The organism is Methylorubrum populi, from assembly GCF_002355515.1.
GTDB classification, from domain to species: Bacteria; Pseudomonadota; Alphaproteobacteria; order Rhizobiales; family Beijerinckiaceae; genus Methylobacterium; species Methylobacterium populi_A.
The window spans coordinates 1681093-1705761 of the sequence record NZ_AP014809.1 but is presented as its reverse complement, the minus strand read 5'-3'; the positions used below and the strand labels follow the sequence as shown (position 1 = coordinate 1705761).

At 71.1% G+C, this 24669-nt stretch carries 27 protein-coding genes; 14 read left to right on the top strand and 13 right to left on the bottom strand.

Annotated features, from left to right (window positions below; genetic code table 11):
* Nucleotides 1-69 precede the first annotated feature (69 nt).
* From MPPM_RS07860 to MPPM_RS07845, 4 genes are all read left to right on the top strand, one after another.
* Nucleotides 70-1056: a DUF808 domain-containing protein gene (locus tag MPPM_RS07860; protein WP_096487773.1), complete on the top strand. Its 987-nt coding sequence runs from the start codon at nt 70-72 to the stop codon at nt 1054-1056.
* A 487-nt stretch (nt 1057-1543) separates the two neighbouring features.
* Nucleotides 1544-2362 (top strand): putative bifunctional diguanylate cyclase/phosphodiesterase, encoded by an 819-nt coding sequence (locus MPPM_RS07855; protein ID WP_244573511.1) that lies wholly within the window; start codon nt 1544-1546, stop codon nt 2360-2362.
* 143 nt (nt 2363-2505) lie between these two features.
* Nucleotides 2506-3771: a GGDEF domain-containing protein gene (locus MPPM_RS07850; protein WP_244573510.1), complete on the top strand. Its 1266-nt coding sequence runs from the start codon at nt 2506-2508 to the stop codon at nt 3769-3771.
* Nucleotides 3772-3807: 36 nt separating this feature from the next.
* Entirely contained in the window at nt 3808-4608 is an 801-nt protein-coding gene (locus MPPM_RS07845; protein ID WP_096484573.1) for an OmpW/AlkL family protein, read from the top strand.
* A gap of 14 nt (nt 4609-4622) precedes the next feature.
* On the opposite strand, the gene MPPM_RS07840 is transcribed toward MPPM_RS07845, so the two are convergent.
* Nucleotides 4623-5054, bottom strand: a complete 432-nt coding sequence (locus MPPM_RS07840) for a hypothetical protein (protein ID WP_096484572.1) — start codon at nt 5052-5054, stop codon at nt 4623-4625.
* Between the two features lie 169 nt (nt 5055-5223).
* On the opposite strand from MPPM_RS07840, the gene MPPM_RS07835 reads away from it, so the two are divergent.
* The 4 genes from MPPM_RS07835 (at nt 5224) to ggt (ending at nt 8622) form a co-directional block, all read left to right on the top strand.
* Complete coding sequence (locus tag MPPM_RS07835; protein WP_012453457.1) at nt 5224-5415, top strand: hypothetical protein; 192 nt, start codon at nt 5224-5226, stop codon at nt 5413-5415.
* 408 nt (nt 5416-5823) lie between these two features.
* The gene (locus MPPM_RS07830; RefSeq protein ID WP_096484571.1) at nt 5824-6105 is read left to right on the top strand and encodes a hypothetical protein; all 282 of its coding nucleotides are present in this window, start codon (nt 5824-5826) and stop codon (nt 6103-6105) included.
* A gap of 321 nt (nt 6106-6426) precedes the next feature.
* Nucleotides 6427-6708 (top strand): hypothetical protein, encoded by a 282-nt coding sequence (locus MPPM_RS07825; RefSeq protein ID WP_096484570.1) that lies wholly within the window; start codon nt 6427-6429, stop codon nt 6706-6708.
* Nucleotides 6709-6771: 63 nt separating this feature from the next.
* Nucleotides 6772-8622, top strand: a complete 1851-nt coding sequence (ggt, locus tag MPPM_RS07820) for a gamma-glutamyltransferase (protein ID WP_096484569.1) — start codon at nt 6772-6774, stop codon at nt 8620-8622.
* On the opposite strand, the gene MPPM_RS07815 is transcribed toward ggt, so the two are convergent.
* Nucleotides 8592-9488 (bottom strand): phosphotransferase, encoded by an 897-nt coding sequence (locus tag MPPM_RS07815; protein ID WP_244573509.1) that lies wholly within the window; start codon nt 9486-9488, stop codon nt 8592-8594. The two genes, ggt and MPPM_RS07815, sit on opposite strands and share 31 nt — an antisense overlap.
* Nucleotides 9489-9980: 492 nt before the next feature.
* On the opposite strand from MPPM_RS07815, the gene MPPM_RS07810 reads away from it, so the two are divergent.
* On the top strand, nt 9981-10772 hold the full coding sequence (locus MPPM_RS07810; protein ID WP_096484567.1) for a lysophospholipid acyltransferase family protein: 792 nt from the start codon (nt 9981-9983) through the stop codon (nt 10770-10772).
* 3 nt (nt 10773-10775) lie between these two features.
* On the opposite strand, the gene MPPM_RS07805 is transcribed toward MPPM_RS07810, so the two are convergent.
* From MPPM_RS07805 to metX, 3 genes are read right to left on the bottom strand one after another with little or no spacing between them, the layout of a single operon-like run.
* Complete coding sequence (locus MPPM_RS07805) at nt 10776-11291, bottom strand: P-loop NTPase family protein (protein WP_244573508.1); 516 nt, start codon at nt 11289-11291, stop codon at nt 10776-10778.
* Nucleotides 11288-11977 carry a methionine biosynthesis protein MetW gene (gene metW, locus MPPM_RS07800; RefSeq protein ID WP_017484943.1) on the bottom strand — a complete coding sequence of 230 codons (690 nt, stop codon included), beginning with the start codon at nt 11975-11977 and terminating at the stop codon, nt 11288-11290. Before metW ends, MPPM_RS07805 begins: the two co-directional genes overlap by 4 nt.
* Before the next feature lie 6 nt (nt 11978-11983).
* Nucleotides 11984-13201: a homoserine O-acetyltransferase MetX gene (gene metX, locus MPPM_RS07795; RefSeq protein ID WP_096484566.1), complete on the bottom strand. Its 1218-nt coding sequence runs from the start codon at nt 13199-13201 to the stop codon at nt 11984-11986.
* A 623-nt stretch (nt 13202-13824) separates the two neighbouring features.
* Here metX and msrB point away from each other — a divergent pair.
* Both msrB and msrA read left to right on the top strand, forming a co-directional pair.
* Nucleotides 13825-14328: a peptide-methionine (R)-S-oxide reductase MsrB gene (gene msrB, locus MPPM_RS07790; RefSeq protein WP_096484565.1), complete on the top strand. Its 504-nt coding sequence runs from the start codon at nt 13825-13827 to the stop codon at nt 14326-14328.
* Between the two features lie 42 nt (nt 14329-14370).
* Nucleotides 14371-15108: a peptide-methionine (S)-S-oxide reductase MsrA gene (gene msrA / locus MPPM_RS07785; protein ID WP_096484564.1), complete on the top strand. Its 738-nt coding sequence runs from the start codon at nt 14371-14373 to the stop codon at nt 15106-15108.
* Nucleotides 15109-15344: 236 nt separating this feature from the next.
* Here msrA and bfr read toward each other — a convergent pair whose 3' ends face one another.
* From bfr to MPPM_RS07765, 4 genes are all read right to left on the bottom strand, one after another.
* Entirely contained in the window at nt 15345-15842 is a 498-nt protein-coding gene (bfr, locus tag MPPM_RS07780; RefSeq protein WP_017484938.1) for a bacterioferritin, read from the bottom strand.
* A 44-nt stretch (nt 15843-15886) separates the two neighbouring features.
* A complete protein-coding gene (locus MPPM_RS28835; protein ID WP_096484563.1) occupies nt 15887-16156 on the bottom strand; it encodes a (2Fe-2S)-binding protein in 270 nt (89 codons plus the stop codon).
* A gap of 355 nt (nt 16157-16511) precedes the next feature.
* The gene (locus MPPM_RS07770) at nt 16512-17375 is read right to left on the bottom strand and encodes a universal stress protein (RefSeq protein ID WP_096484562.1); all 864 of its coding nucleotides are present in this window, start codon (nt 17373-17375) and stop codon (nt 16512-16514) included.
* 139 nt (nt 17376-17514) lie between these two features.
* Entirely contained in the window at nt 17515-18606 is a 1092-nt protein-coding gene (locus MPPM_RS07765) for an acyltransferase family protein (RefSeq protein WP_096487770.1), read from the bottom strand.
* 170 nt (nt 18607-18776) lie between these two features.
* Between MPPM_RS07765 and MPPM_RS07760 the strand changes: the two genes are divergently transcribed.
* Complete coding sequence (locus tag MPPM_RS07760) at nt 18777-19487, top strand: DUF4142 domain-containing protein (protein ID WP_096484561.1); 711 nt, start codon at nt 18777-18779, stop codon at nt 19485-19487.
* Between the two features lie 212 nt (nt 19488-19699).
* On the opposite strand, the gene MPPM_RS07755 is transcribed toward MPPM_RS07760, so the two are convergent.
* The 3 genes from MPPM_RS07755 to MPPM_RS07745 form a co-directional block, all read right to left on the bottom strand.
* On the bottom strand, nt 19700-20386 hold the full coding sequence (locus MPPM_RS07755) for a carbonic anhydrase (RefSeq protein ID WP_096484560.1): 687 nt from the start codon (nt 20384-20386) through the stop codon (nt 19700-19702).
* A 227-nt stretch (nt 20387-20613) separates the two neighbouring features.
* Nucleotides 20614-21153 (bottom strand): NUDIX hydrolase, encoded by a 540-nt coding sequence (locus tag MPPM_RS07750; protein ID WP_096484559.1) that lies wholly within the window; start codon nt 21151-21153, stop codon nt 20614-20616.
* A gap of 41 nt (nt 21154-21194) precedes the next feature.
* Nucleotides 21195-21947, bottom strand: a complete 753-nt coding sequence (locus MPPM_RS07745) for a DUF429 domain-containing protein (RefSeq protein ID WP_096484558.1) — start codon at nt 21945-21947, stop codon at nt 21195-21197.
* Nucleotides 21948-22086: 139 nt separating this feature from the next.
* On the opposite strand from MPPM_RS07745, the gene dut reads away from it, so the two are divergent.
* Together dut and MPPM_RS07735 are read left to right on the top strand one after the other, a co-directional pair.
* Nucleotides 22087-22581, top strand: coding sequence for a dUTP diphosphatase (dut, locus tag MPPM_RS28510; protein WP_096484557.1), 495 nt, complete (start codon nt 22087-22089; stop codon nt 22579-22581).
* A 174-nt stretch (nt 22582-22755) separates the two neighbouring features.
* The gene (locus MPPM_RS07735; RefSeq protein WP_096484556.1) at nt 22756-22956 is read left to right on the top strand and encodes a hypothetical protein; all 201 of its coding nucleotides are present in this window, start codon (nt 22756-22758) and stop codon (nt 22954-22956) included.
* A gap of 8 nt (nt 22957-22964) precedes the next feature.
* On the opposite strand, the gene MPPM_RS07730 is transcribed toward MPPM_RS07735, so the two are convergent.
* Entirely contained in the window at nt 22965-24584 is a 1620-nt protein-coding gene (locus MPPM_RS07730; RefSeq protein ID WP_157914142.1) for a methyl-accepting chemotaxis protein, read from the bottom strand.
* Nucleotides 24585-24669 lie beyond the last annotated feature (85 nt).

Below are 24669 nucleotides of genomic sequence, written 5' to 3'. Positions count from 1 at the left end.
AAACCCGTCCTCGCCCAAAAGCTGCGCCGCGCCATATGCTGGCCGAGCGTGGAACGGGATGAGGCGATCGTGAGCGTCGGACTGCTAGCCCTCTTGGATGACGTGGTCGCCCTGACGAAGGTCGCGGCCGCCTCGCTGGACGACGTGGCGGCCCAGGCCGCCAAGGCCGGGACCAAGGCGGCCGGCGTCGTGATCGACGATGCCGCGGTGACGCCCCGCTACGTCGTCGGCTTCTCGCCCGACCGTGAACTGCCGATCGTCTGGCGCATCGCCCGCGGCTCGCTGATCAACAAGCTGGTGTTCCTGCTGCCGATCGCGCTGCTGCTCAGCGCCTTCGCGCCCTGGGCGATCACGCCGCTCCTGCTGCTCGGCGGCCTGTACCTCGCCTACGAGGGCGCCGAGAAGGTCTACGAGATGGTCGCCCCGCACGCGGCCCACGCGCACGAGGACGCGGCGAAGGCGGCCGCGCCGAGCGCGCAGGTGCTGGAGGACCAGCGGGTCTCCGGCGCGATCAAGACCGACTTCATCCTCTCGGCCGAGATCATGGCCATCACCCTGTCGGGCCTGGGCGACGGCACGGTCTGGTCGCGGGCCGTGGTGATGGCGGTCGTCGCCGTCGGCATCACGGTCGCGGTCTACGGTGCGGTCGCCCTGATCGTGAAGGCCGACGACATCGGTCTGGCCCTGGCCAAACGGGGCAGCGGCGTCCTGGCGGCCCTCGGCCGCGGGCTGGTGCGCGGCATGCCCGTCTTCCTCAAGGGACTCGCCGTTCTCGGCACGGCGGCCATGGTCTGGGTCGGCGGCGGCATCATCGTCCACAGCCTCGCCGGCTACGGCTTCGCCGGTCCGGAGCACGTGATCCACGAGGCCGCGGTGGCGGCGGGCCGAGCCGTGCCGGCGCTCGGCGGAGCGATCGAGTGGCTTGTCACCGCGGCCGGCGCGGGCGTGATCGGGCTGGTCGCGGGCTTCGCGCTGATTCCGCTCGCCGGCCAAGTGCTCGCACCGGCCTGGAAGGCGACGATGCGCCTTCTCCCGATGCGCCGAAAGGAAGCCTGATCGCTCTCACCCCCCCGGTCCGGGGCGGAGAGGCTCGTCGTCCGATCGGACGGCCCGGCCGCCCCGCGCAAGGGCCGGGCTGGGGCATCCGGCCCGAAAGCGTCCGCTCGGCATCGTTCGATCGCGAATCCGAGGCCCCCACCGCGCCGGCGCCCACCGCGTGCAGGTCGCGCGCTAAAGCACGGAGAACAAACAAACATACGATAACTTTTCCTTAGGTGGCGCCGCCTATCAATTGTTGGCTTGATCACCCAACGGGCGCGGCTTGGAACATGTGCGCGGCAGCGTGGAACACGACAGGTCCTCGATCCCGCGCAAAGCGCGTCCGATGAGGAGCGCACCCGCGGTCTCGTCACCTCGCCTGTCCCGTGCGGGGGCCAGCCGGCGTCCCGATCCGATCGGGCCCTTCGACGAGGTCGACTTGACTCGGCCGGCTCCCGGCTCGGAACCGTCCGCCGCAGCTATCGGCCCGGGCGCCCGGACCACCGTGTCCCGCGTCGAGGATCTGGGATCGGCCGATATCCGGGCGGCTCTGGCCGAGGGCGCGCTCTCGCTCGCCTACCAGCCCATCGTGTCGGCGGCGACGGGGGCGATCACGGGCTGCGAGGCGCTGCTGCGCTGGCATCACCCGATCCTCGGAGCGGTCCAACCCGCCCACTTCGTCCCGCTGGCCGAGAGAACGGGCGACATCGTCCCGCTCGGCGCGTGGGTTCTCGACACCGCCTGCCGGCAGGCGGCGACGTGGCCGGAGGATTACCGGGTCTGCGTGAACGTCTCGCCGGTCCAGTTGCAGGAGCCGGACTTCCCGGCCAGGGTCGCCGCCGCGTTGCGGGCCAGCGGGCTGACGGCCGCTCGCCTCGAACTGGAACTGACCGAAGGCGTCCTGATGGGGGGCGCCGTCGCGCTCAACGCCATCACGGGCCTGCGCGCGCTCGGGGTCAGCGTCGCCCTCGACGATTTCGGAACCGGCTTCTCGTCGCTCGGCTACCTGCAGCACCTCGCCTTCGACAGGATCAAGATCGACCGCTCGTTCATCAGGGCCCTCAGCGAGGGTCGGAAGAGCCGATTCCTGATCCGGACGATGCACGACATCGCGCACCACTTCGGGATGGCGGTGACCGCCGAAGGGATCGAGACCGAGGACGAGGCCCGGATGCTTCGCGAGATCGGTTCCGCGGAGCTGCAGGGCTTCCTGTTCGGCCGGCCGCTCCCGGGCGAGGCCGTAACGTCGCTTCTCCGGGAGCAGACGCGAGGGAAGCGGCGGACGGCACGATCGCCGCGATCCCCGAAACGCGCGGCCCCGTGATGGCCCTCGCCGCTCAGCCGCTCGCGACCGGGCCCTCGGCCGGCTCGGCTCCGAACCGTCCTCTCGATCCGCCCCTCGCCGAACCGGCCATCCGCTCCCGAACCGGAGCCCCCCGACATGCGGGCCTTCCGCACAGGACCTGAATGGCCATGCTCGACTTCAACACGCTTCAGGTCGCCAGCATCAGCAGTCGTCTCGCCTTCGTCCTAGTGTTCTTGGTCACCCTGCTGCGGCATCCGCGCGAGGTCTACTTCGGTGTCTGGGCCAGCGCGCTGTGCAGTTCGCTGACGGCCTCGCTCCTGATGCTGGGCGATCCGCCGAACATCCCGCTGACCCCTGTGAAGGGATGCGTCGTCTACGTCCTGTACGGCGCGAGCCTCGCCCTGTCCTGGGCGGGCCTGCGCCTCTTCTACGAGCGGCCGGCCTGCATCCCGCAGGTTGTCCTGCTCGCCCTCTTGTCCGGCCTGCCTTACGGCGCCCTGCTCGCGGCCGGGGCCTCGGTGGCGTGGAGCCTCAGCACGGTGTTCGGCGGCATCGCGCTGAGCACGGCCCTGTGCATCGTAGAGATCCTGAGAACGCCCGCCTCGATGCGCCTGTGGACGCAATACATCGTCCTCTCGGGCTTCGGCGGATACCTGTTCATCTTCCTCCTGACGATCGGCGTGGTCCAATTCGCGAGCGAGCACCTCGCCTCGCCCGAGGGCGGCGTCTACGCGCTGCTGTTCGACCTGTGGTGCGGCGTCTTCATCCAGGTCGGCTATCTCGCCATGGTGAGCGAGCGGGCGCACCTGAAGCTCAGCCGCTTGGCCGAGACCGATCCGCTCACCGGGCTGGCGAACCGGCGCGGGCTGTTCGCGGCGATACGCCGGCGGGCGGGCCGCACGTCTTCCCCGCCACGCTGCGCGATCCTGTTGGCCGATATCGACCACTTCAAGTCGATCAACGACACCCACGGTCACGAGGGCGGCGACGCGGTTCTGATCGGCTTCGCCGAGCGGCTTCGCAGCGTGATGCGCAAGGACGACATCATCGCCCGCTGGGGCGGCGAGGAGTTCCTGATCGTGCTCGATCAGGCCGAATCCTCCGCCGCCAGCATCGTCGCCGAGCGGTTGCGACGGACGGCGGAGGGGCAGCCGTTCTCCGTGAATGGGACGGCCGTGACCGTGACCGCCAGCATCGGGGTCTCGATCGTGGCCGCCGGCGAGGAGGGGATCGAGCCCGCCCTGTCCCGGGCGGACGCGGCCCTCTACGCCGCCAAGAGGGACGGTCGAAACCGCGTCTGCCTGGAATGGCCGGCCGCGCCGTCCCAGCCGGAGACCAGGGCCGTCCGAGCGGAGCCGCCTTCCGGGCTTCGCGGGGCCATGGATGACATCTCGATCGGCGAGCAGCCGCGATCCGAGATGGCCTGAACCGATCTCCCACGCGTCTTTGAAACGACACCAATCATGTTCGCACCCATCGCCCTGTCCCTTTCCGCGTGCGGGCGAGACCGCCGCCGCGAGCGCTCCGCGCCGGACCGGAAGCCGCTCCGGCGCCGGTGGCCGTCGCGCGGCGCGGGCGGGACGTCAGGGCCGGTGAAGGCGGCGCGACGGGGTCTCGCGCTCGCGATCGCGCTCGGCCTGTTCGGGGCCTCCGCACCCTGCCGGGCGGCCGATCCGGCCGCGGATACGGCATCCGCAGGGGGACTGGCCGCCGGGAGCCTCCTCGTTCGCGGCCGTGTCATCGGCAGCATCCCGGTCGGCCAGTCCTCGCAGGTCGAGCCGATCGGCGGACGCGTCATCACCCCGGCGCGTCCCCTGCCGGATCTCGACCTGACGTATTTCCTGTCCGATCATTTCGCGGTGGCGGGCCAGATCGGCGTCGTGTCGACCCGGACCTCGATCCGCGGCTCGGTCATCGGCGACCTGACGGTCGGCACGACCTGGAGCCTCTCCACGACCGGGGCGGTGCAGTTCCACTTCCGGCCCGGCGACGCCTTCAACCCGTATGTCGGCGCCGGCGCCGGCTACACGCATCCGATCGCCTACGATCCGGCAAAGCCGCTCGTCACCACGATGAAGGCCGACCCGCAACTGGGTCCGATGCTCCAGGCCGGCTTCGACTACCACCTCGTCGGCGACTGGTACGCCAACTTGGAGATCAAGAAGATCTTCCTGCCTCCGCAGGTCTCCCGGATCGGATCCGGCAGCGCAACCGTCAGGCTCGACATGCTGATCATCGGCGCCGGCATCGGCTACCGCTTCTGAGCGGTGGGGCGCCCTCAGCGGGCGGCACGCCATCCCTGCCACCACGAGGTCACGGGATCGACCATGTAGGCCGCGACCGAGGCCGCCCAGGCCCAGGTTCCGGCCCCGGCCCGCACGGCGAGGGGAAGGCCGGACCTTCGCGCGGCCTCGTCCTCGCGGGCCTGTTCGCGCATCGTGGCCGCCACCAGCCGGTCCTCGTGCGCCCGGCACTCGTCGAGGACGTTGCGTTGCGCGCCGGCCCGGCTCTGTCCCGGCCGCTGCCGGGCATAGGCCTCACGCAGGCAGCCGTGCCAAACCGCTTCGAGGGACCGCGTCTGTTCAGAAAGTTCGCGATCGCGCGTCCCGGCCGCCGCCGGGCCCAGGCTGCCGCCGATCACGGACAGTGCCAGGAGTTGAGCCAAGAGCAGAGCCACGAACTGAGCAATGGGAAGCCTCGGCGCGTTCATGGCGGCGGGATGCCGCCGAAGCCGTCAAGGCCGGCTTAACGGCCCGGCCCCCCGAGGGCGACCGACCGACAAGCCTGTCGACGGACCAACGGACGGATCAGGCGAAGGAACGACTCCGCCTCACGGCGCTTCCCACCTCCCGACGATCAACGCCGCTACGGGAGACCGCATGGCCAAGGACGTGACGACCTACACCCTCAAGCAGGCGCTCGCCGCACGGGTCGAGGACCATATCGAGATCGCGGTGGAAGCCGCGGACGGAACGAAGTTCAAGATCCGGGCGACACCGGATCAGCTCGATGCGCTCACGGGCGATCTGGAATCGATCCTCGACGGAGACGACGCGGAAGACGCCGCCTGACCGGCCTCCCAGGCGGGCAAGACGCCACGCGTCCGCCCGCCGTCACCTCCCCCGCACGACCATCGGTGCCGACGCCGGTCCCTGCCCATCCTGGGGACCGGTCGTCGGCATCGTGCTGTCCGCCGTCAAGGCGGCGGGACGCATCGGAGGGGAAAGGACGCCACCTCCCGCTTCCCGGACGGCTTCCGTTGCAGGTGCGGCGGGGCACGCAGTGCACGCGACCTGCCCCGGCACGCCGGATGAATCATTCGGCCCCGCGCGTGACGGCGCACGGTCGAACAAAATCCCAATCATTTCAGCAGGTTCTGAAACCGATTCGCGCAGCTTTCCAGGAAGAGGAGCCGGCATGTGAACGTTTTATGACAAATCAGGACACACGATCCCCGTGTGTGGAGGAGACACAAGACGATGCGACTCGTCCCCACAATCGGAGCCGGCCTCGTGCTCGGCACTCTCGGCGTCACCGCGGCCTCCGCCATGCCCGCGCTACTGCAGCAGGGCCTCGTCGCCGGCCACCCGGTCGAGGCCGTGGAGTGGCACGCCAGCAGGCGCCACTGGGATCACCACTTCCACGCCCATCAGGAATCGCTGCGCGATCATCAGCCGGCGGAGGCGGAGCGGCGGATCCGCCGCTCGCTGCGCGACGCGGATCCGCACCTGCGCGACCCGGCCTGGGCCCATCCCCGCTAGTGGCTCGGCCACCGCTCGAGCGCATCCCGACGAAGTGGCCACCGGCTCGTCGAAAACATGCGCGTCGAAACGAGGACCGAGCGCTGCCGGCCTGACGCAATCCGGTCGGATGCCGCTCCAGAACGTCATCCCGAGAGGGCGGCACCGGCTTTCGAAGAAAAGGTGCAAGAACAGATGCAAGAACAAGAGCCGCTGGCATCGTCCCGGATCCGGTATCCGGGACGATGCCCGGGGAGGGCGAGCGCGGTCCGGATCGGTCGGCACGAACTTTCCAGGGGAAGCCGGGTTGAGGGAGGCCCCTTCCCCCGGACAGGACACCCCATGCGGTTCACGACGATCGCCCTGGCTCTGGCACTGAGCCTTCCGACCGCGGCCGTGGCGCAGGCAGGCGAGGCCGCGCGGCCCTCACCGCCGAGCCCGAAGGCCTCGGCCACGGGGCCGCAGCCGGTGCCCGGCCCGAGCACGGCCGCTCCCCCGGCCGGCACTCCGAACGAGCCGGCCGTGATCGGCGGCACGCCGGGCGCCGTGATCGGCGGCACACCGACCAGCGGACCGCCCGGCACCGGCGGCACCGCGGGCGGCCCGGCGCTGAGCGGTCGGTAGCGCCGGACGGTGCGGCGTGCCGCGGAGCATGGCTGCGCCCCGCATTTGCGGTAAGTTCGCGACATGAGTCCGACCTCGCCCGTTCGCTGCGCCGCCCGCACGCTTCTCCTGGCCGCCGCCCTGGCGGCTTCCCTCGCGGGCCTTCCGGCCGGCCTCTCGGGGCCGGCCCGCGCGCAGGCGCTGCCGCCCGCGCCCGAGCCGCCGCCGATCCAGTCGGACGAGGCCCGCCTCCTACCGGTTCTGGCCAGCCGCGGCATGGTCTCGTCGCAGGACGCGCTCGCCACCCGCGTCGGCGTCGAGATCCTGCGGAAGGGCGGCAACGCCGTCGACGCGGCGGTGGCGGTCGGCTTCGCGCTGGCCGTCACGCTGCCGCGGGCGGGCAATCTCGGCGGCGGCGGCTTCATGATGGTGCATCGCGCCGGGGCCAGGGAGACGGGCGGGGAAACAGGCAAGGAGACTGGCAAGGAGACCGGCAAGGAGACCGGCAAGGAGACGATCGCGATCGATTACCGCGAGACCGCCCCGGCCGCTGCCACCGCCGACATGTTCCTGAACCCGCAGGGCGAGCCTGACCGCGCCGCCTCCACCCGGTCCGGGAAGGCGGTGGGCGTGCCCGGCACGGTGCGCGGCCTCGCCGAGGCTCACCGGCGCTACGGCTCGGGCAAGTTCACCCTGGCCGAACTGATCGCCCCGGCGGAGCGGCTCGCCCGCGACGGCATCCCGATCGAATCGGGCCTGGCGGATTCCCTGCCGCGGGCCGCGGGCCTGCTCGGGCATTGGCCGTCGAGCCGGGCGGTGTTCTTCCAGGGCGACCACGTGCTGCCGCGCGGCGCGATCCTGCGCCAGACCGACCTCGCCGACACCCTGAAGGCGATCGCCGAGCAGGGACCGGACGCCTTCTACGAGGGGCCGATCGCCCAGAAGATCGCGGCGGCGGTGCAGGGCGCGGGCGGGATCATGACGACGGCCGACCTCGCCGCCTACAGGCCGGAGATCCGCACGCCGGTGCGCGGCCGCTATCGCGGCTACGAGATCGTCTCGATGCCGCCGCCGAGTTCCGGCGGGGTGCATCTGATCGAGATCCTCAACATCCTAGAGGGCTACGACCTCGCCGGGATGGGCGCGGGCAGCGCAGGGGCGCTGCACATGCTGGCGGAAGCGATGAAGCCGGCCTACGCCGACCGGGCGACCTGGCTCGGCGATCCCGCGCGGACCGAGGTCCCCGTCGCGGGGCTCACCGCCAAGCCCTACGCCGCCGCCCTGCGTGAAAAAATCGATCCGGATCGGGCGAAGACCGCCGCGGAGGTGAGCGCCGGCAATCCGCTCCCCCACGAATCCGATCAGACCACGCATTTCTCGGTGGTGGACGATCAGGGCAACGCCGTCTCCAACACCTACACGCTGAACTTCTCCTACGGGATCGGGCTCGTCGCCGAGGGCACGGGCGTGCTGCTCAACAACGAGATGGACGACTTCTCCGCCAAGACCGGCGCGCGCAACGCCTACGGCCTCGTCGGCGGCGAGGCCAACGCCGTGGCGCCAGGGGCGCGCCCGCTCTCCTCGATGACGCCGACCTTCGTGTTTCGGGACGGCAAACTGTTCCTCGTCACCGGAAGCCCGGGGGGCAGCCGCATCATCACGACGGTGCTTCAGGTCATCGTGAACGTGCTCGATTTCCGCATGAACCTCGCCCAGGCGGTCGCGGCGCCGCGCCTTCACCACCAGTGGCAGCCCGACGTGCTGATGGCCGAGGAGGGGATCTCGCCCGACACGCTCGCCCTGCTGCGGGCCAAGGGCCACAATGTGAAGGTCGGCGCGACCTCGGGCTCGGCCAACTCGGTGATGGCCGAGGACGGCCTGCTCGCCGGGGCGTCCGATCCGCGTCAGCGGGGGACGCTGGCCGAAGGGCCTTGAGCGGCAGCGTCCCCGACCGGGTCCGAACCGGAGCTCTGCCCCGGACCCGCGAAACGGTTCGCCTTTTCGGGACTCGGACTTTCGCGCGCCAGCGCCTCGACCGCCGCCAGCAGTTCGGCGTCGGTGTCGGAGGGCTGGCCGAACAGGCGCGCGACCGTCACCGGCAGGTGCCACGCGGCGATGGCCTCCCGGGGCAGGCCGCTCGCCGCGCGGTAGCCCGCCACGTACCACGCCGCGATCAGCTGGCGCGCCAACCGCACGGGGGCGAGCCGGCTGAACCAGGCGGGGCCGAACCGGCCGTAGCGCAGCATCAGTTCGGAGCGGGCCGCATCCGCGGCGGGATCGCCGGCGGCGGCCTTCTGCCAATCGATCAGGTGCAGCCCGGCCCGGGTCGAGATCACGTTGCCGGGATGCAGGTCGCCGTGACAGAGCCGATCCCCCTCCGGCAACCGGGCGAGGGCGGCCAGCGCCGCCTCTCGCAGAGGCTCGGGCACCCGCGCGCCCTCGATCTCATGGCGCAGACGGGCATGAAGCGAGGGTAGCCCTGCGGCGGGGAAGGCGTGGACCGCGTGCTGGATCCGCGCCAAGCGGCGCAGCGCGAGCAGCAGCCCGAGCGGGTTGCAGGCGTAGCGCAGGATCATCGGCGGCCCGTCGAGACGCATGAACAGGATGCCGGTGCGCCCGGCCCGTCCGACGATGCCGAAGGCCTGCGGCACCGGCAGGCCGAAACCGTGGGCGAGGCGGCTCGCCGCCAGTTCGTTGGCCACCGCCTCCGGCTCGAAGGGCCGGCGGTAGAGCTTCACCACCCGGTCCGATCCCTCGGCGAACACCTCCGAAGAACGGCCGGCCCCGAGGCGATCCGACACCGCGCCGGGCGGGCAGGGAAGGCGAAGACACGGGGCACAGACCATGGATGCCGCTCCGCGCGCGCTCCAAGGAGGGGCCGCTCGCTCGCGAACGCCCTCTCCATCCCCTTACATCCAGGCTATCGACAAGATATGCGATCGTAAAAATCATCTGTCAGCGCGAACATTCCGCTATAGCTCACGTATCTATCGAGAATCCCCGGGATATAGATCTGGATTTTCAGAAATAATTCCTATGAAGTGCTATAGCGCACTTCTGCATTACGGCGATCGGCCCGACCAGAACCCTTCTGCAACTCGCATCACCTTCGCCGATCCCGTAGCCGGCCCCGGTGACCAGCCGGGCTCGGCCGCAAGCGAGCCGGATGAGCCGATGGCCGGGAGCGCCGCGAAGGGGCGACGAAGGGGCCGCTGACGCGGGTTTCCGCAAGGCGACGGTGGGCAAGCGCGGACACCCGCGATAAAGGAGCGGCAGCCTCACGCGGACCACCGATGCTCCTCCTCCGTTCGCTCGCCTTCAACCTCTCGTTCTACGTCGCGACGACCCTGATCGCGATCTTCGGCCTGCCGGCGCTCGCCTCGCGCAAGGCCGTCATCCGGGTGGCCCAGTTCTGGGGCCGCACGGTGATGGCCCTGCTGCGGGTCGTCGGCGGAGCGCGGGTGGAGTTCCGCGGCCTGGAGAACATCCCGCCGGGCCCGCTGCTGGTGGCCGCCAAGCACCAATCGGCCCTGGAGACCCTGGCGCTCACGGTGGCGTTCGAGGATTTCGCCTACGTGCTCAAGCGCGAGCTGATGTGGATTCCCGTGATCGGCTGGTATCTCGGCCGGGGCGGGATGGTGCCGATCGACCGCTCCAAGGGCGCCAAGACCATGGCGGCGCTGAACGCGGCGGCGGCCGGGGCGATCCGCGACGGGCGCCAGCTCATCATCTTCCCCGAGGGCACCCGCCGCCCGGCCGGGGCCCCGCCCGCCTACAAGCAGGGCGCCTCCCACCTCTACGCGGCGCTGAACGTGCCCTGCCTGCCGGTGGCCCTGAACACCGGCCTGTACTGGCGCCGCCGAGGCTTCCGCCGGATGCCGGGCACCACGGTGATCGAGTTCCTGCCGGTGATCCCGCCGGGCCTGTCCCGCGCCGCCTTCCTCGCCGAGGTGCAGAACCGGATCGAGACGGCCTCCGACGCGCTGCTCGCCGAGGGCCGCGCCGACCTTGCCCGCCACGGCCACCCCGTCGCCGTGGCGATGGGCGGCTCGGCCCCGGTGACGGACACGTCGGGAACGCTGTGACGATCAACCGGCCGCGAAACGGCGGACCGCGGACGCCCCGCGCAGGACGATCCACCGGCCGGCGAAGCTCTCGACCAGAGCGAGGCTGCGCGCCCGGCGGATGCGGTTCCACGTCGCCGTGTAATGCAGGAAGGCGAAGCTGAGCTGCTCCGGGCAGCCGTCGGGCCCGTCGCGGCGAACCCGCTTCAAGCTCGACAGCGTCCGCCGCAGCACCCGCGCTGTGCAGCGCCACGCCGGCATGTCGAGGTAGATCACCGTATCGGCCCGCGCGAACCGGGGCTCGATCGTGTCCGTGTAATTGCCGTCAACGACCCAGGCCGGGAGGGCGGCGATCCGCTCGACCTCGGCGCGGAAGGAAACGGGCTCGGCCTCCACCCAGCCGGGACGCCAATAGGCCCGGTCGAGATGGAACACCGGCAGGCCGTGCCGGGCGCCGAAACGGCGGGCGAGGGTCGATTTCCCACTGCCCGGCGGTCCGAGGATCACGATCCGCCGCGGCGATGGCGACGGAGGGCTCACCCCCTCTCCCCGCCGCGCCGCAGCAGGAACACCCCCTGCGCGCCGATCAGGTTCCAGAACCACCACGGCATCGAGAAGCGCATCGGGCGTCCCCGTGCGTCGAGGGCGGTGGCCTTCTCGATGCGGGCGCCGACGTCGCGGCACAGGCCGACGAAGTCGCGGATCGTGCAATGATGGATGTTGGGGGTCTCGTACCACGTCTCCGGCATGATCTCGGTGACGGGCATCCGGCCGCGGAAGGCGAGTTCGGCCCGCACCCGCCAATGGCCGAAATTCGGGAACGAGATGATGACCTGCCGGCCGATCCGCAGGAGGTGCTCCAGCACGATGCGCGGGTTGCGGGTGGCCTGGATGGTCTGGGACAGGACCACTACGTCGAAGGCGTCGTCGGGATAGTTGGCGAGATCGGTGTCGGCGTCGCCCTGGATCACCGGCAGGCCGCGGGCGAGGCAGGCGTTGACGCCCTCGCGCGACAATTCGATGCCGCGGCCGTCGACCCCGCGCCGATCCCGCAGCAGCGCCAGGAGCGAACCGTCGCCGCAGCCGATATCGAGGACGCGCGCGCCCGGCGGCACGAGGCCGAGCACGACGATATGGTCGATGCGGGCCGCGCCCTCGCCCCGCGGCAGGGATTCGGCGGCGTCCCACGGCACGCCCGAGGCGGCGTCGGTCAGGCTCTCGCTCATCGTGATCTACAGTCCTCGCGCCCGGGCCGCCGCGTCGATGAAGCCCCTGGCGGCGGAGAACATCGCCGGCTCGTCGAGCAGGAAGGCGTCGTGGCCCTTGTCGCTCTCGACCTCGACGAAGGCGACGGGCGCGGCCACCGCGTTCAGGGCGTGGACGATGGCGCGGGAATCGGCGGTCGGAAACAGCCAGTCCGAGGTGAAGGACATGACGCAGAAGCGGGTCTTCGAACCGCGGAAGGCGTTGGCCAGCACGCCGCCATGGTCCTCGGCGAGGTCGAAATAGTCCATCGCCCGCGTCAGGTAGAGATAGGCGTTGGCGTCGAAGCGCTCGACGAAGCTGAGGCCCTGGTGGCGCAGGTAGCTCTCGATCTGGAAGTCGGCGTTGAAGGAGAAGGTCGGCGCGGCCCGGTTCTGCAGGCGGCGGCCGAACTTGCGGTGCAGCGCGGGCTCCGACAGGTAGGTGATGTGCGCGCCCATCCGCGCGACGCCCAGGCCCTTGGCCGGCCGCGTGCCCTCTTCGAGATAGCGTCCGTCGGCCCAGGCGGGGTCGGCCATGATCGCCTGCCGGCCGACCTCGTGGAAGGCGATGTTCTGCGCCGAGTGGCGCGCGCCGGTGGCGATCGGCATCGCGGCAAACACCCGCTCGGGGAAGAGCGAGGCCCATTGCAGCACCTGCATGCCGCCCATCGAGCCGCCGATACAGAGGAACAGATCGGAAATGCCGAGCCGGTCGAGCAGCATCGCCTGGGCGCGGACCATGTCGCGGATCGTCACGAGCGGGAAGTCGAGCCCGTAGGGACGCCCGGTCTCCGGATTGAGCGAGGCGGGCCCGGTCGAGCCCATGCAGGAGCCGATGACGTTCGAGCAGACGACGAAGTAGCGGTCGGTGTCGACCGGCTTGCCCGGCCCCACCAGGGTCTCCCACCAGCCGGGCTTGCCCGTGACGGGGTGGCGGTGGGCGAAGTGCTGGTCGCCGGTGAGCGCGTGGCAGATCAGCACCGCGTTCGAGCGCTCGGCGTTGAGGGTGCCGGCGGTCTGGTAGGCGATCTGGAACGGGCCGAGGCGCGCGCCGGAATCCATGGCGAGCGGCTCGTCGGCGGAAAACGGCATGACGGGACTGCGCGGGTCCGAGGCCGGCGAGGCCTCGTAGACCGTCCGCCGCGCGTCCTGCCGCAGGACGGTCTCGGCGTCGCGCCCGGCGTTCTGGGTGAGGGTGGAATCCATGGCGTGTCCCGGGTGCCGGCCCTGGAACCGGTCCCGAGCGGCCCGGCACCGACGGTCCCGCTGTCGTGTGGCGGGCGGAACGATGCGCCCGCGAGCGTGTCTCGAGAGCCTGTCTTGGCCGGCTGACAACAGGAGGTAATGTGCGCGTTCCCAAGCGTCAACGCGGCGCGGAGCGCCGAGGGGGCGGAGCGGATGGCAGCGTTCGCTGGCGCACATGCCCCAGCCGATCCTCGGCTTACGCGGCCAGCGAACACGCGCTTGTCACCGGACCGGGCCGTGCAACCCTAACGGATGTCAATGCGGCCGCGTCAGCTCAGGCTTAACGCTGTCCCTGCCTCGGATGTCCCTCCGAGGATGTCATCACCAACCCTCCTCGCCCCGCGCCCCGTCGGCAGCGGGGTTTTCTTTGTGCCGATCAGGGCACAGGCCGAGGCGCCGGCCGAGCCGAGGACCGCGCGGCGGCAGCCGGAACGCCTGCGGCGGTTCGTCTTCGCGGCGAACCGAGCCGATCCATGCTATCGATTGCGCGCGATTGAGTGTCCTTCACACGCCGCCCGAGCTTCGAGAGGAAGCCGTCCTCCTCTCACGCGCGCAAGCGGCCTGGTCCGTTGGAGTCCCCGCGCATGAACCGCCGCCAGACCTTGCGAGCCGGAGCCTCGCTGCTGGGCCTGCTCGCCGCCTCCCGTCTCACGGCCGTCATGGCCGGTCCCGCTGCGGGCGGGCATTTCGAGATCGAGAAATCCGAGGCCGAGTGGCGCGCCCAGCTCTCGCCCGCCGCCTACCGGGTGCTGCGCGAGCACGGCACCGAGCGGGCCTATACGAGTCCGCTCAACGGCGAGAAGCGCCCGGGCCGCTTCTCCTGCGCCGGCTGCGACTTGCCGCTGTTCTCCTCGAAGACCAAGTTCGAGAGCGGCACCGGCTGGCCGAGCTTCTTCGAACCGCTGCCCGGCGCGGTCGGCACGCAGATCGACACCGCCTACGGCATGCGGCGCACGGAGGTGCATTGCCGCCGCTGCGGCGGCCATCTCGGCCACGTCTTCGAGGATGGCCCGAAGCCGACCGGCCTGCGCTACTGCATGAACGGCGTGTCGCTGCGCTTCGAGCCCTCCGCCGACGGTCCGGCCTGAGGCGCGCGTCCGAGACGAGCACGAACAGCGAGGATCGAGACCATGATGCCCGAACGCCTTCGCCCGCGCCTGCCGCTTCTGCTCGGCGGCCTCACCGGTCTCCTCCTGCTCGCGGGCGCCGCCCTTCCCCTGGCGCCGGCCTCCGCGGAAGAGGGTGGGCAGCGCCTGCCCGCGGCGGCGATGACCGCCAAGGAGAGTGCGGGCAGGGAAAGCTCAGGTCTGCGCACGGCCACCTTCGCAGGCGGCTGCTTCTGGGGCGTGCAGGGCGTGTTCCAGCACGTGAAGGGCGTGAAGAACGCGGTCTCGGGCTATGCCGGCGGCACCCGGGCGAGCGCCCGCTACGAGGAGGTCGGCACCGGCCGCACCGGCCATGCGGAGGCGGTGCAGGTCACCTACGACCCGGCGGTGGTGCGTTACGACGAGCTGTTGCAGATCTTCTTCTCGGTGGCGCTCGACCCGACCGAGGTGGACCGGCAGGGCCCCGATACCGGCCCGCAATACCGCTCGGCACTCTTCCCCACGGATGCGGAGCAGGCCGCGGTGGCCAAGGCCTACATCGCCCAGCTAGACGGGGCGAAGATCTTCTCGAAGCCCATCGCCACTCGGATCGAGGCCGGCGCCTTCTACCCGGCGGAGGGCTACCACCAGGACTACATGACGCTCCACCCGACCAACAGCTACATCGCCGTCAACGACGCGCCGAAGCTGCGCAATCTCAAGGCGCTGTTCCCGGAACGGGCGAACGCGCAGCCGGTGCTGGTGGGCCGCCCGCCGGCGTAAAGACCAGTATCGAAACGGGACGCGCGATCCCCTCTCCCCGTACGCGGGGAGAGGCCGGCCTGCACCCTGTCGTGCAGGCCGGTAGCGGAGGCGAAGCCGGAGCGAAGGTGAGGGGGCGGCTCCGGATGAGGCTCTTCCGGAAGCGCCCCCTCACCCTCGGCTACCGCCTCGCTTCGTGCCCCGACAAGGGGGCATGAAGCCCTCTCCCCGCCCGCGGGGAGAGGGTACGCTCGCGGTCACTCCGTCTCGGGCGCGATCTGCTCCAGGCCGCCGACATGGCGCTGGGCGTAGAGCGGCAGGCCGATCTGGCCGATCAGGTCGAGCTGCGTCTCGAGGAAGTCGATATGGCCTTCCTCGTCCTCGGCCAGATCCTCGAACAGCCGCTTGGAGACGCGGTCGTTGATCGAATCGCAGTACTTGGCGGCCTCGAGATAGAGCGCGCGCGCCTCGTTCTCGGCGGCGAGATCACACTCGATGATCTCCTGCACGTTCTGGCCGATCCGCAGCGGATCGAGCTCCTGCAGGTTCGGGAAGCCGTCGAGGAACAGGATCCGGTCGATGAACCGGTCGGCGTGGTTCATCTCCTCGATCGATTCCTTGCGCCAGAACTTGGCGAGATCGACGTAGCCCCAGTCGTTCAGCAGACGGAAGTGCAGCCAGTACTGGTTGACGGCCGTCAGCTCGCTGCGCAGGCCCCGGTTGAGATACTCGATGACCTTGGCATCGCCCTTCATCCGTCACTCTCCTCGCGAGGCGTCGGGACGAACGAGCGCTCGTCTCAGGCTGCGACGCCCTCCGGCTCCCTTGTAGTTTGGAATGATCCCAAACTGCAAGACGCTTCGCAGGCGCTCGAGCAGGCGTGAGCGGGAGCGGCCTCGTCCATGGCCTTGCGCAGGATCGAGCGGATGGTGCGCGCGCAGCGCCCGCATTTCGGGCTGCAGCCGAGGCATCCATAGACCTGGGCGGGGGTACGGGGGCAGCCCGGACCCGGTTGCAGGCACGCGCGTACCTGTCCGTCGGAGAGGACGTTGCAAGAGCAGACAATCATGCGGGCGATCGCAACCTGTCGTGCCTGTCGGAAATGCTGGCCCGTGAGAACCGGCGGAGCCCGAAGCCTTCCGATCATTCGCGCCGCTCAAAGCCACCGGAAACCGGCCGATTTGAGGCGATCGCAGATTAGAATGATTGAAAACTTCAACCTTTTCAGGAATTTAGCCATCGAACTCCGTCATGGCAACTCCCGAAGGGCACGATTGAATACGGCGCGAGGCATCGTCGCCATCGCCCCCGGATCCGCAGCGGCCCCGTGAGCCGGCGCAGGCTTGGCGGCACGTTCGGCCGAACGTCCTCGCGGACAACGAAAAATCCTCAGGTCGGCGGATCGCGGGCGCAGGCGCCGCCGCTCAGTGCGCCATCAGCACCGGCACGGTCGCGTGCGACAGGATGTGGCTGGTCGGGCCGCCGAAAATCATCTGGCGAAGGCGGCTCTGGGTATAGGCGCCCTTGATCAGGAGATCGCAGCCGAACGATTCGGCATGGTCGAGGTAGAGTTCGCCGGGGGTGCGGCGGCCGGCGGGGAGCGCCTTGTGCGCGGCCTCGATCCCCTCGCAGGCGAGCGAGCGCGCCACGTCCTCCGCGCTCGGGCCCGGCACCATGCCGCCTTCGGCGCTGAGCACGAGCACGCGCCGGGCCCGGCGCAGGAACGGCATGGCGAATGCGATAGCCCGTGCCGTCTCGGTCGAACCGTTCCAGGCGATCAGGATCGCCTCGCCGAGGCAGGATGGGGCCTCGGGTGGCGCCAGCAGGATCGGGCGCCCGCTCTCGAACAGGGCGGTCTCGAAGGTGGTCATGCGCGGCGCACCGTCATCGGCCCCGGGCCGGCCGACGACGGTCGCCGAGAATAGCCGCGCGTACTGGCCGAGGAAGGCGTCGCCGGGCGGCACGTCGGGCTGCCAGCGGTAGCGCGGCCCGGCATTGGCCGCGGCGTCCGGGGCGCAGGAGGCGCCGGGTTCGCGGCGCGGCAGGCCGGCCGCCTCCATCGCCGCGACGAAGCGCTGCCCGGCATCCTGCGCCTCGGCCTGGTCGGCCTCCTCGTCCCGCAGCCACGTCATGCCGCCGACCATGTCCACGGGCACGTATTCGGCGAGCGCCGGGCGCAACGAGACACCCTCAATCAGGCTGCCGAAGCGGCGCGCCACCAGCACGGCCGTGGCAAAGACCGAGGGCAGGGCGTCGTGGAGGGTGACCGGAACGAGCAGGGTCTTCATGGCCGGCCTCCGAAGGATGCGAGGGGCGTGCGAGGAGCGAGAGCGACGTGTCCGGCAAAAGGCTAGTTCGAAACGGGGTCGGGGAAAACCGCGGGGCGAGCGGTCATCCCCGCCCTCGTCGCCGCTCCCGGCTCCGCCCTCATCGCTCGGGCGTCGCGGCGCTTTCCGATGCCCCGGCGGGGCGCGCGGGTTCGAGGGCGCGGCGGACGAGGCGCGTCAGCGGCCGTTCCAGCAACTGGTGGGCGAGGAGCGCGGCGGGCAGGGTCAGCACGACCATCAGCACCAGGCCCGGCCAGGGGCCGAGCGTGACCGCGAAGCCGCTGCGCAGCAGCCCTTCGCGGACGGCCCGCAGCACGAAGGGATGCAGCAGGTAGAGGGCGTAGGAGGCATCCCCCAGCCGCTCGGCCGCGCCGAGGAGGCGGGCGGCCCAGCCGCCGCGCGCGGCTTCGGGCCGGTCCCGGCCGAGGACCGCCGCCGCCACGAGGAGCGCGGCGGGCAGGCCCCAGGCGAGGAGGCGCAGCGCCGGCGCGTCCGGCGCGGCGGCGAGCCCGAACAGACCCGCCGCGGCGAGCGCGGCCCGGGCCGGTGCGTGCAGGCGCCAGCCCTCGTTGCGCAGCAGCGCGAGCCCGGCGCCGAGGGCGAATTCGAGCACGATCGGATCGGACCAGAAGGCGAGGGGGACCGGCGGCGCGGGGATCAGCCGCCCGGCGAGGACGACGAGCGCCAGGGCGGCGACCAGCCACGCCACGGCGCCGCGCCGCGAGAAACCGAGGCCGAGGGCGAACAGGGCGTAGAAGGCCATCTCGTAGTTCAGGGTCCAGCCCAGCCCGTAGAGCGGCAGCACCGCCCCGTCGGGCCGCGCCATCGGCCAGAACAGGAACGAGGCGAGGGTGCGCGCCGCGTCCGGCGGTCCGCCCTCGCCGCTGAGCAGGGCGGGCACGGCCAGACCGAGGGCGAGATAGAGCCCGGTGACGAGCCAGTAGAGCGGCACGAGGCGGGCGATGCGGTGGGCGATGAAGCGCCCCCGCGCGCCCGGCCGGCCGTAGAGCGGGGCCGCCGCGTGGACGATGATGAAGCCGGAGATGACGAAGAAGATGTCGACACCCGCCGGCCAGGGCAGCCCGTCGCGCGGGACGAAGTCAGTTCCCGTGCGCCCGGCCAGGATCATCGCCTCGTTCTGCGCGTGGTGAACGACCACCATCAGCGCGGCCAGGGCGCGAAGCCCCTGCACGAGGACCAGTTTTCCCCGCATGGGATCGGGTTGAAAAAGCTTATTCAAATTTCGGGAACCAGCGTGGAAGGTCGTCGTTGACGCGTCGAAGTGATCTTCACGGCCTCGACCGGTGCATTCGGTCGTCGAGGCCAGTCCGCATGTCGGCAATCCGATATTTGAGGTTTGGTATGCTGAAGAAATACGCTGCTGCGTCCGCTCTCGTCGTCGCCATGGCGACCCCCGCTTTCGCCCAGGTCGGGGGCGACTTCCGCCTGGACGCCATGCAGGCAAATGCCTTCGAGATCCAGTCCGCCCAGATCGCGCTGCAGAAGAGCCGCAACCCGGCGGTGCGGGCCTATGCCCGCGAGGCCCTGCGTGACCATCAGGCCGCCAACGTCGCTCTGGCCGGCGGCGAGCGCAACTACATGGCCGCCCGTCAGGCCGGCCCCGGCGGCCTCGTCGGCGGCCTGGTCGAGGCTCCGCTCGCCATTGCCGGCGGCGCGGTCGGCGCGGCCACGGGCGTGGCGACCGGCGTGGTCGGCGGCACCCTGCAGGGTGGCCCGGTCGGCGCGATCGAGGGGGCCGGCACCGGCCTGAGCCGCGGCGCCGCCGCCGGCGCCCGTGCCTTCGACCCGGACACCACCGCGGGCACCACCGTGGTGCAGCCGAACCCGCAGCAGCAGCAGATGCTGGCCGAGCTGAACGCCACCCCGCCCGGCGCCCGCTTCGACCGGCTCTACGGCCAGCAGCAGGTGATGGCGCACCAGATGTCGATCAGCATGACGCAGTCCTACGCCCAGGCGGGCCCGAACCCGGCCCTGCGCAACTACGCCCAGCAGGCCCTGCCGGTGCTGCAGCAGCACTACAGCATGGCCCAGCGTCTCCCGGGCGCCCGCTAAGACGCATCGCTCCGACGGAATTGAAGGCGGCGGGCCGAAAGGTCCGCCGTCTTTTTTCGTGTCCGGATCCTGTCGGCGGGCTCGCCGATACGGGTCCCGCTTCGATCGAGCGGTGATGGCCTCGTCGCTGCCGTGCGCGCCTCGGCGGCGGATACGAAAACGGCGCCTCCGGGCGGAGGCGCCGCAGACCCGTCGCCGGGCGGCCGAAGCGGTTAGGCGCCGGCGCAGCTGATCAGGGCGGAGGCGGCGAGCGTCTGCCCGTCGCGCTCGACCACGGAATGGAATTCACCGGTCTTCGGATCACGGATGCGCAGTTCGCCGGTGACGATGCCGAAATGCGCGCCGTGCAGGTGCAGGCGGCCCGCCTCGACGGCCTCGCGGATGAAGTCGAAGGTCATCAGGTTCTCGAGGCTCTGGCCGATCATCGCGTATTCGAGGCGGGTGAGGAAACCCTCCTTGTCCGGGGTGTCGCCGGCCTCGGCGAGCTTCTTCTTGGCCGGCTCGACCAGCGAGACCCAGCGGCCGATGAAGTTGCCCGAGGAGAGCGGGTCGGCACCGAGCCCGGCGGCCTTGATGCCGCCGCAGGTGGCGTGGCCGAGCACGACGATGTGCTTCACCTTCAGGGCCTGGACCGCGAACTCGATCGCCGAGGAGGTGCCGTGATAGGCGGTGTCGCGCTCGGCGGGCGGGACGATGTTGGCCACGTTGCGGATCGTGAAGATCTGGCCCGGCCCCGTATCGAAAATCACCTCCGGGGCGACGCGGCTGTCACAGCAGCCGATCAGCAGCACTTCCGGCTCCTGGCCTTCCTTGCCGAGCGTCTCGTACTTGCGCCGCTCGCTCGGCAGCCGCTCGCCGAGGAAGCTGCGATAGCCATCGGTCAGAACCTGCGGAAACATGGAGGGTTGTCCTTTCATCCTTGCCATCTGAGGGACGCGCTTACCAAACGATCCGAGCCTCGAAATCCATCCCCTCCGGCGAATGCGCTTGCGCACATCCTGAGCGGGCGCGTTCCCATGGTGGAGTCCCATGGCACGCCCGAAAGGGCCGGATCGGACACGATCCCGCCATCGACCGGTCAGGCGCGCCGCGCCACGGTTCGCGGGGAGCGTCTCGCGCGAACGGCTCAAGCGTTCTGCCAGTCGAGGCGGACGGGCTGGTCCGGAACGTCGCCGGCGGCGATTCGTTGCGCCAGCTCGGCCAGTCCGGCGGGCTCGATGCGCTCCGCCGAGGCGGCCAGTTCGGCGAGCGGCCACCAGCGGGTTCCGCGCACGGGGTTGTCCTCCGTCTCGGCCAGCCGGCTCGTATCGACGGCGTCGCTCGCGAGCCGGACCACGAAGTAGCGCTCGCGGGCCCAGCGCGGCTTGCGGAACAGGCGGAACGGCCCGTCGCAGACGGCGACGCAGGGACCGAGTTCGACGTCGGCAACGCCGATCTCCTCCGAGAGTTCGCGCCGGCACGCCTCTTCGTGGCTCTCGCCCGGCTCCAGCCCGCCGCCGGGCATGAACCAGAAGCCGAGGGCCTCCGGATGGGCCGGATCGATCGGGCGCACGGCCTCGTACTCGATCAGGAGCAGCCGGTTCGAGGGGTCGAACACCAGGGCGCGGGCAATGTCGCGGGTCGGCAGGTCTGCCTCGGGAAGATCCGCGTCGGGAAGGTCGGTCACGGGCTCGGCTCCTCACGCACAAGTGACGGGGCGGGACAGGCTCACGGCGGCGCGACCGCCGGGGCCGCGGGCGCCCAGATCACGATCGGCAGGCCATAGCTGTCGCGCTCGACCGCGTTGGGAAGCGGCTCGGCGCGTCCCGCTGCGATGTCGCGGGCCACAACGAGGGCGGCCATGGCATCGAGATGGTCGTCGGCCCCGACCCCCGGCGGCGGCCGCGAGCCGACCAGCGCCGCGGGCAGCCCGGCGGCGATCAGGAGCGCCCGGCGCTCGGCGAGGCCCTCGGCGCGGGCCGGGCCCTTCTTGCCCGCGCCCAGGCACCTGTCGCCGTTGAGGCGGAAGAACGCGACCTCCGGATGCACCTCGTGCAGCCGCGCGACGAGGTCGGGCCGCCCGCGCAGCAATTCGTCGACCTCGCGGACGTAGCGCAGGATGTTCCAGCACTGGATCGAGGGTGCGAAGGGCGGCTCGGATCCCGCCCGCGACAGCGCCTTGGCCGCGTCGTAGCTCGCGGCATAGACCGCCGGGCGCGGCGGCACCGGGAAGACGCTGGACCGCCCCGCCCCGAGCAATGCCCGCGCCGCCCGGTCGGCGGAGCGTCCCCCGCCGCTCACCCGGTCGGGCAGGCCGATCGGCACGTCGATGCCGATGCAGGCCGGTGCCTCCGGCCCGTCGAGGAGATCGATCACCCGCGGGACGCGGGTACAGCGCCAGCGCGCCGGGTCGTCGAGATCGATCAGGGCGCCCGCCCAGGCACCTCGGCACCCGTCCAGCCCCGCCACCCAGCGCGCCATCCGCTCACTCTCACTTTCACCCAAGACAGCATCCAAGCAAGACAACATCCGAGGCAGCACAAGACCGCTCCCGATTGCTCCGGGCGGCCGCTTCGCGGAAAGCTCTTCCCGCACCGCAACCCGGACGTCGAGAAGCGCCTTGTCAGACTCTCCCCCGAAGGTCGGCCTCCACCTGCTCGATCCGCGTCTCACCGGGTGGGGCTTTCCCCGCTGGGGCAGCGCGGCGGCCGCGGGGCTCGACCTGCATGCCTGCCTCGACGCGCCGCTGCTCCTGGAACCGCAGGCGCCGCCCGCGCTGATCCCGGCCGGCGTCTCGGTGCGGATCGGCGATCCCGGCTGGTGCGGGCTGGTTTTCGCCCGCTCCGGCCTCGGGCACCGGGACGGACTTGTGCTCGGCAACGGCACCGGAGTGATCGACGCCGATTACGAGGGGCCGCTGATGATCTCCGCCTGGAACCGCAACCCGTCCGGTCGCGGGGCGGCGATCCGCATCGAGCCGGGCGAGCGCATCGCGCAGCTCGTCTTCACCCGCGTCCTCCGTCCGGACTTCGAGATTCGCGAGGCTGCCTCGGAGCCGGAGGCGCCGTCCTCCGGACGCGGGCAGGGCGGCTTCGGCTCGACCGGCCGGCTCTGATCGCGGCCTGTTCAGGTCCAGGCTGTCCTTATCCGGCAATCCGAAGACCAAGCTTGACCATATCAAGTCTCTCCGGCACTCCGGACAAGTCCTGCACGGAGAAAGGGCGGCGGGAGGATTGAACTCTTCTCATCGTCCCCCGTTGGTTCCTCGCATCCCCCCGCGAGACGAACCATGGCCGCCCCTCACGATATCCTCGGCTTCTTCGAGCACCGCACCGACGGCGCCTGGGTCTGTGTCCGACCCTTCACGCTCAACACCCGCTCGACCCAGGTCGATATCCGTCGCGGCATGCGCTTCGAGTACGGCCGGCGCGTCGGCGGTCTCGACCTCGCCGAATATCTCGAGCAGCTCGGCTCGCAGTTCGGCTCCTGACGGGTACGTCAGAACCGGTAAGCGGTGCGGCAGGCGCCCCAGTGCCGCCCGAGCACCCGGATCGGCGCGTCGATCTCACGCACGAGGACCCACGCGCTTCCGACCTCGCGCCGGTAGGATTGCACGGTGAACGGCCGGGTCGAGCGTGAAGCGGTGATACCGGTTCGGTCGTCGAAGATGCGCCGGTTGCGGCAATGGGCGTTGTTCCAGACCGGATCATCCGGCCGCTGTGGCTGCGACACCCGCGCATTGTGAACCGGCAGGAAGCCGTTGCGGTCGGTCGGGATGCAGAACAGCATGCGCGGATCGGCCTGCAGCGGCGGCTCGATCAGCGGCGACAGCAGGCGCTCCAGCACTGGGACGGCCTGGGTGAGGAATTGCTGCGGGTCGGTGCCGGGGATCGGCCGATAGGCCGTGTCGAACAGGATCTCCGGCGTCAGGCGTCCGGCCGCGATCTCCGCCTCCATCACCGCCGCCATGCGACGGGCCATGCCCTGGGCGGTGGCGATCATCGGCGCGTAATCCGCCTCGACCTCGGCGAGCGTCGCGGCGAGGGCGGCCTCGGCCGCTGGAGCCAGCCCCTCGAAGGCGCAGTGCAGGCCCATGGTGCTGATGCCGACGACCCGGACCGTGAGCGCCCCGATCCGCTCGATCTCGAGCACGAGCCGTGCGCCGGGCTCGGCGCGCAGGCCGGGGATCGCCTCGATCAGGACGCCGCCCCGGCTCAGATCGATCGTCCGCCCGGAGGTGCCGGCCAGCGTCACGACGCGCTCGATCGGGTAGCGGTCGAAGCGGCGGCGATCCCCCATCTCGGTCTGGCGGATCACCGCGACGAAGCGGCGTCCGAGCGCCTCGGTCTGAACCGAGGCGGCGGCACTGGCGCTCTCGGCCCGTTGGGCGAGGCCGTCCACGTCGGTGGCGGCGGCCGTCGCCGCGCTCGTGTCGCGGCTCACGCCCGAGACGAAAGCGGCCGCCTGCTGCGCCTCGTCGGCGAGCGCGCCGACCGTCGCGGCCTGATCCCCGGTGACGCCGCGGACGGTGGCGAAGGCCGGACGCATCGCATCAACCGCCTCGGTCATGGCGGCGATCGCCGCGCCCGAGGCTTGAGCCCCCTCGCGCAGCCGGGCGATGCGGTTGCGCACGTCCGCGGCGGCGCGGCCCGTCTCGACGGCCAGCGCCTTGACCTCCCCCGCGACCACGGCGAAGCCCCGCCCCGCCTCGCCCGCGCGCGCCGCCTCGATCGTCGCATTCAGGGCGAGCAGGTTGGTCTGCCGCGAGACCGCGGCGATGGTCTCGACGACGCTGGCGATCTCGTCGCCCGCCCGCTCCAGCTCGGCCAGCAGCGCGCGCGCCTCCACGGAACGGTCGGCCGCGGTCGCGAGGTGGTGGCCGGCCTGATCCATGGCTCCGGCGATGCGCTCCGAGGTGGAGGAGAGGAGCCGGCTGGTGTCGAGCATGCCCCCCGTCATCCCCGCCGCGCCCTCCGCGGCAGCGGCGAGCCGCTCCATCTGCGTCCGGATTCGGCCCACGCCCTCCCGCATCCGGCCGACTTCGTCGCGGGTGGCGATGATCGATCCCCCGACACCGTCGATCGCCGTCATCACGTCGGCCTCGACGACGTCGATCATGGCGCGATCAGAAGAGCGGTCGGCCTGTTCCGGCGCCGTCGCCGGCGACGGGCTCGCGGGCGATGCCGCCGGCCCGGCCGCGGAC

Coding starts and splice junctions, on each gene's coding strand:
- msrA (WP_096484564.1), top strand. CDS start 14,371: ATGATGCCCGAACGCCTTCGCCCGCGCCTGCCGCTTCTGCTCGGCGGC.
- MPPM_RS28835 (WP_096484563.1), bottom strand. CDS start 16,156: ATGATTGTCTGCTCTTGCAACGTCCTCTCCGACGGACAGGTACGCGCG.
- MPPM_RS07730 (WP_157914142.1), bottom strand. CDS start 24,584: ATGATCGACGTCGTCGAGGCCGACGTGATGACGGCGATCGACGGTGTC.
- bfr (WP_017484938.1), bottom strand. CDS start 15,842: ATGAAGGGCGATGCCAAGGTCATCGAGTATCTCAACCGGGGCCTGCGC.
- MPPM_RS07745 (WP_096484558.1), bottom strand. CDS start 21,947: ATGGCGCGCTGGGTGGCGGGGCTGGACGGGTGCCGAGGTGCCTGGGCG.
- MPPM_RS07810 (WP_096484567.1), top strand. CDS start 9,981: ATGCTCCTCCTCCGTTCGCTCGCCTTCAACCTCTCGTTCTACGTCGCG.
- msrB (WP_096484565.1), top strand. CDS start 13,825: ATGAACCGCCGCCAGACCTTGCGAGCCGGAGCCTCGCTGCTGGGCCTG.
- MPPM_RS07830 (WP_096484571.1), top strand. CDS start 5,824: ATGCGACTCGTCCCCACAATCGGAGCCGGCCTCGTGCTCGGCACTCTC.
- MPPM_RS07850 (WP_244573510.1), top strand. CDS start 2,506: ATGGCCATGCTCGACTTCAACACGCTTCAGGTCGCCAGCATCAGCAGT.
- MPPM_RS07845 (WP_096484573.1), top strand. CDS start 3,808: ATGTTCGCACCCATCGCCCTGTCCCTTTCCGCGTGCGGGCGAGACCGC.
- MPPM_RS07840 (WP_096484572.1), bottom strand. CDS start 5,054: ATGAACGCGCCGAGGCTTCCCATTGCTCAGTTCGTGGCTCTGCTCTTG.
- MPPM_RS07835 (WP_012453457.1), top strand. CDS start 5,224: ATGGCCAAGGACGTGACGACCTACACCCTCAAGCAGGCGCTCGCCGCA.
- metX (WP_096484566.1), bottom strand. CDS start 13,201: ATGGATTCCACCCTCACCCAGAACGCCGGGCGCGACGCCGAGACCGTC.
- MPPM_RS07735 (WP_096484556.1), top strand. CDS start 22,756: ATGGCCGCCCCTCACGATATCCTCGGCTTCTTCGAGCACCGCACCGAC.
- MPPM_RS07760 (WP_096484561.1), top strand. CDS start 18,777: ATGCTGAAGAAATACGCTGCTGCGTCCGCTCTCGTCGTCGCCATGGCG.
- MPPM_RS07770 (WP_096484562.1), bottom strand. CDS start 17,375: ATGAAGACCCTGCTCGTTCCGGTCACCCTCCACGACGCCCTGCCCTCG.
- ggt (WP_096484569.1), top strand. CDS start 6,772: ATGAGTCCGACCTCGCCCGTTCGCTGCGCCGCCCGCACGCTTCTCCTG.
- metW (WP_017484943.1), bottom strand. CDS start 11,977: ATGAGCGAGAGCCTGACCGACGCCGCCTCGGGCGTGCCGTGGGACGCC.
- MPPM_RS07825 (WP_096484570.1), top strand. CDS start 6,427: ATGCGGTTCACGACGATCGCCCTGGCTCTGGCACTGAGCCTTCCGACC.
- MPPM_RS07755 (WP_096484560.1), bottom strand. CDS start 20,386: ATGTTTCCGCAGGTTCTGACCGATGGCTATCGCAGCTTCCTCGGCGAG.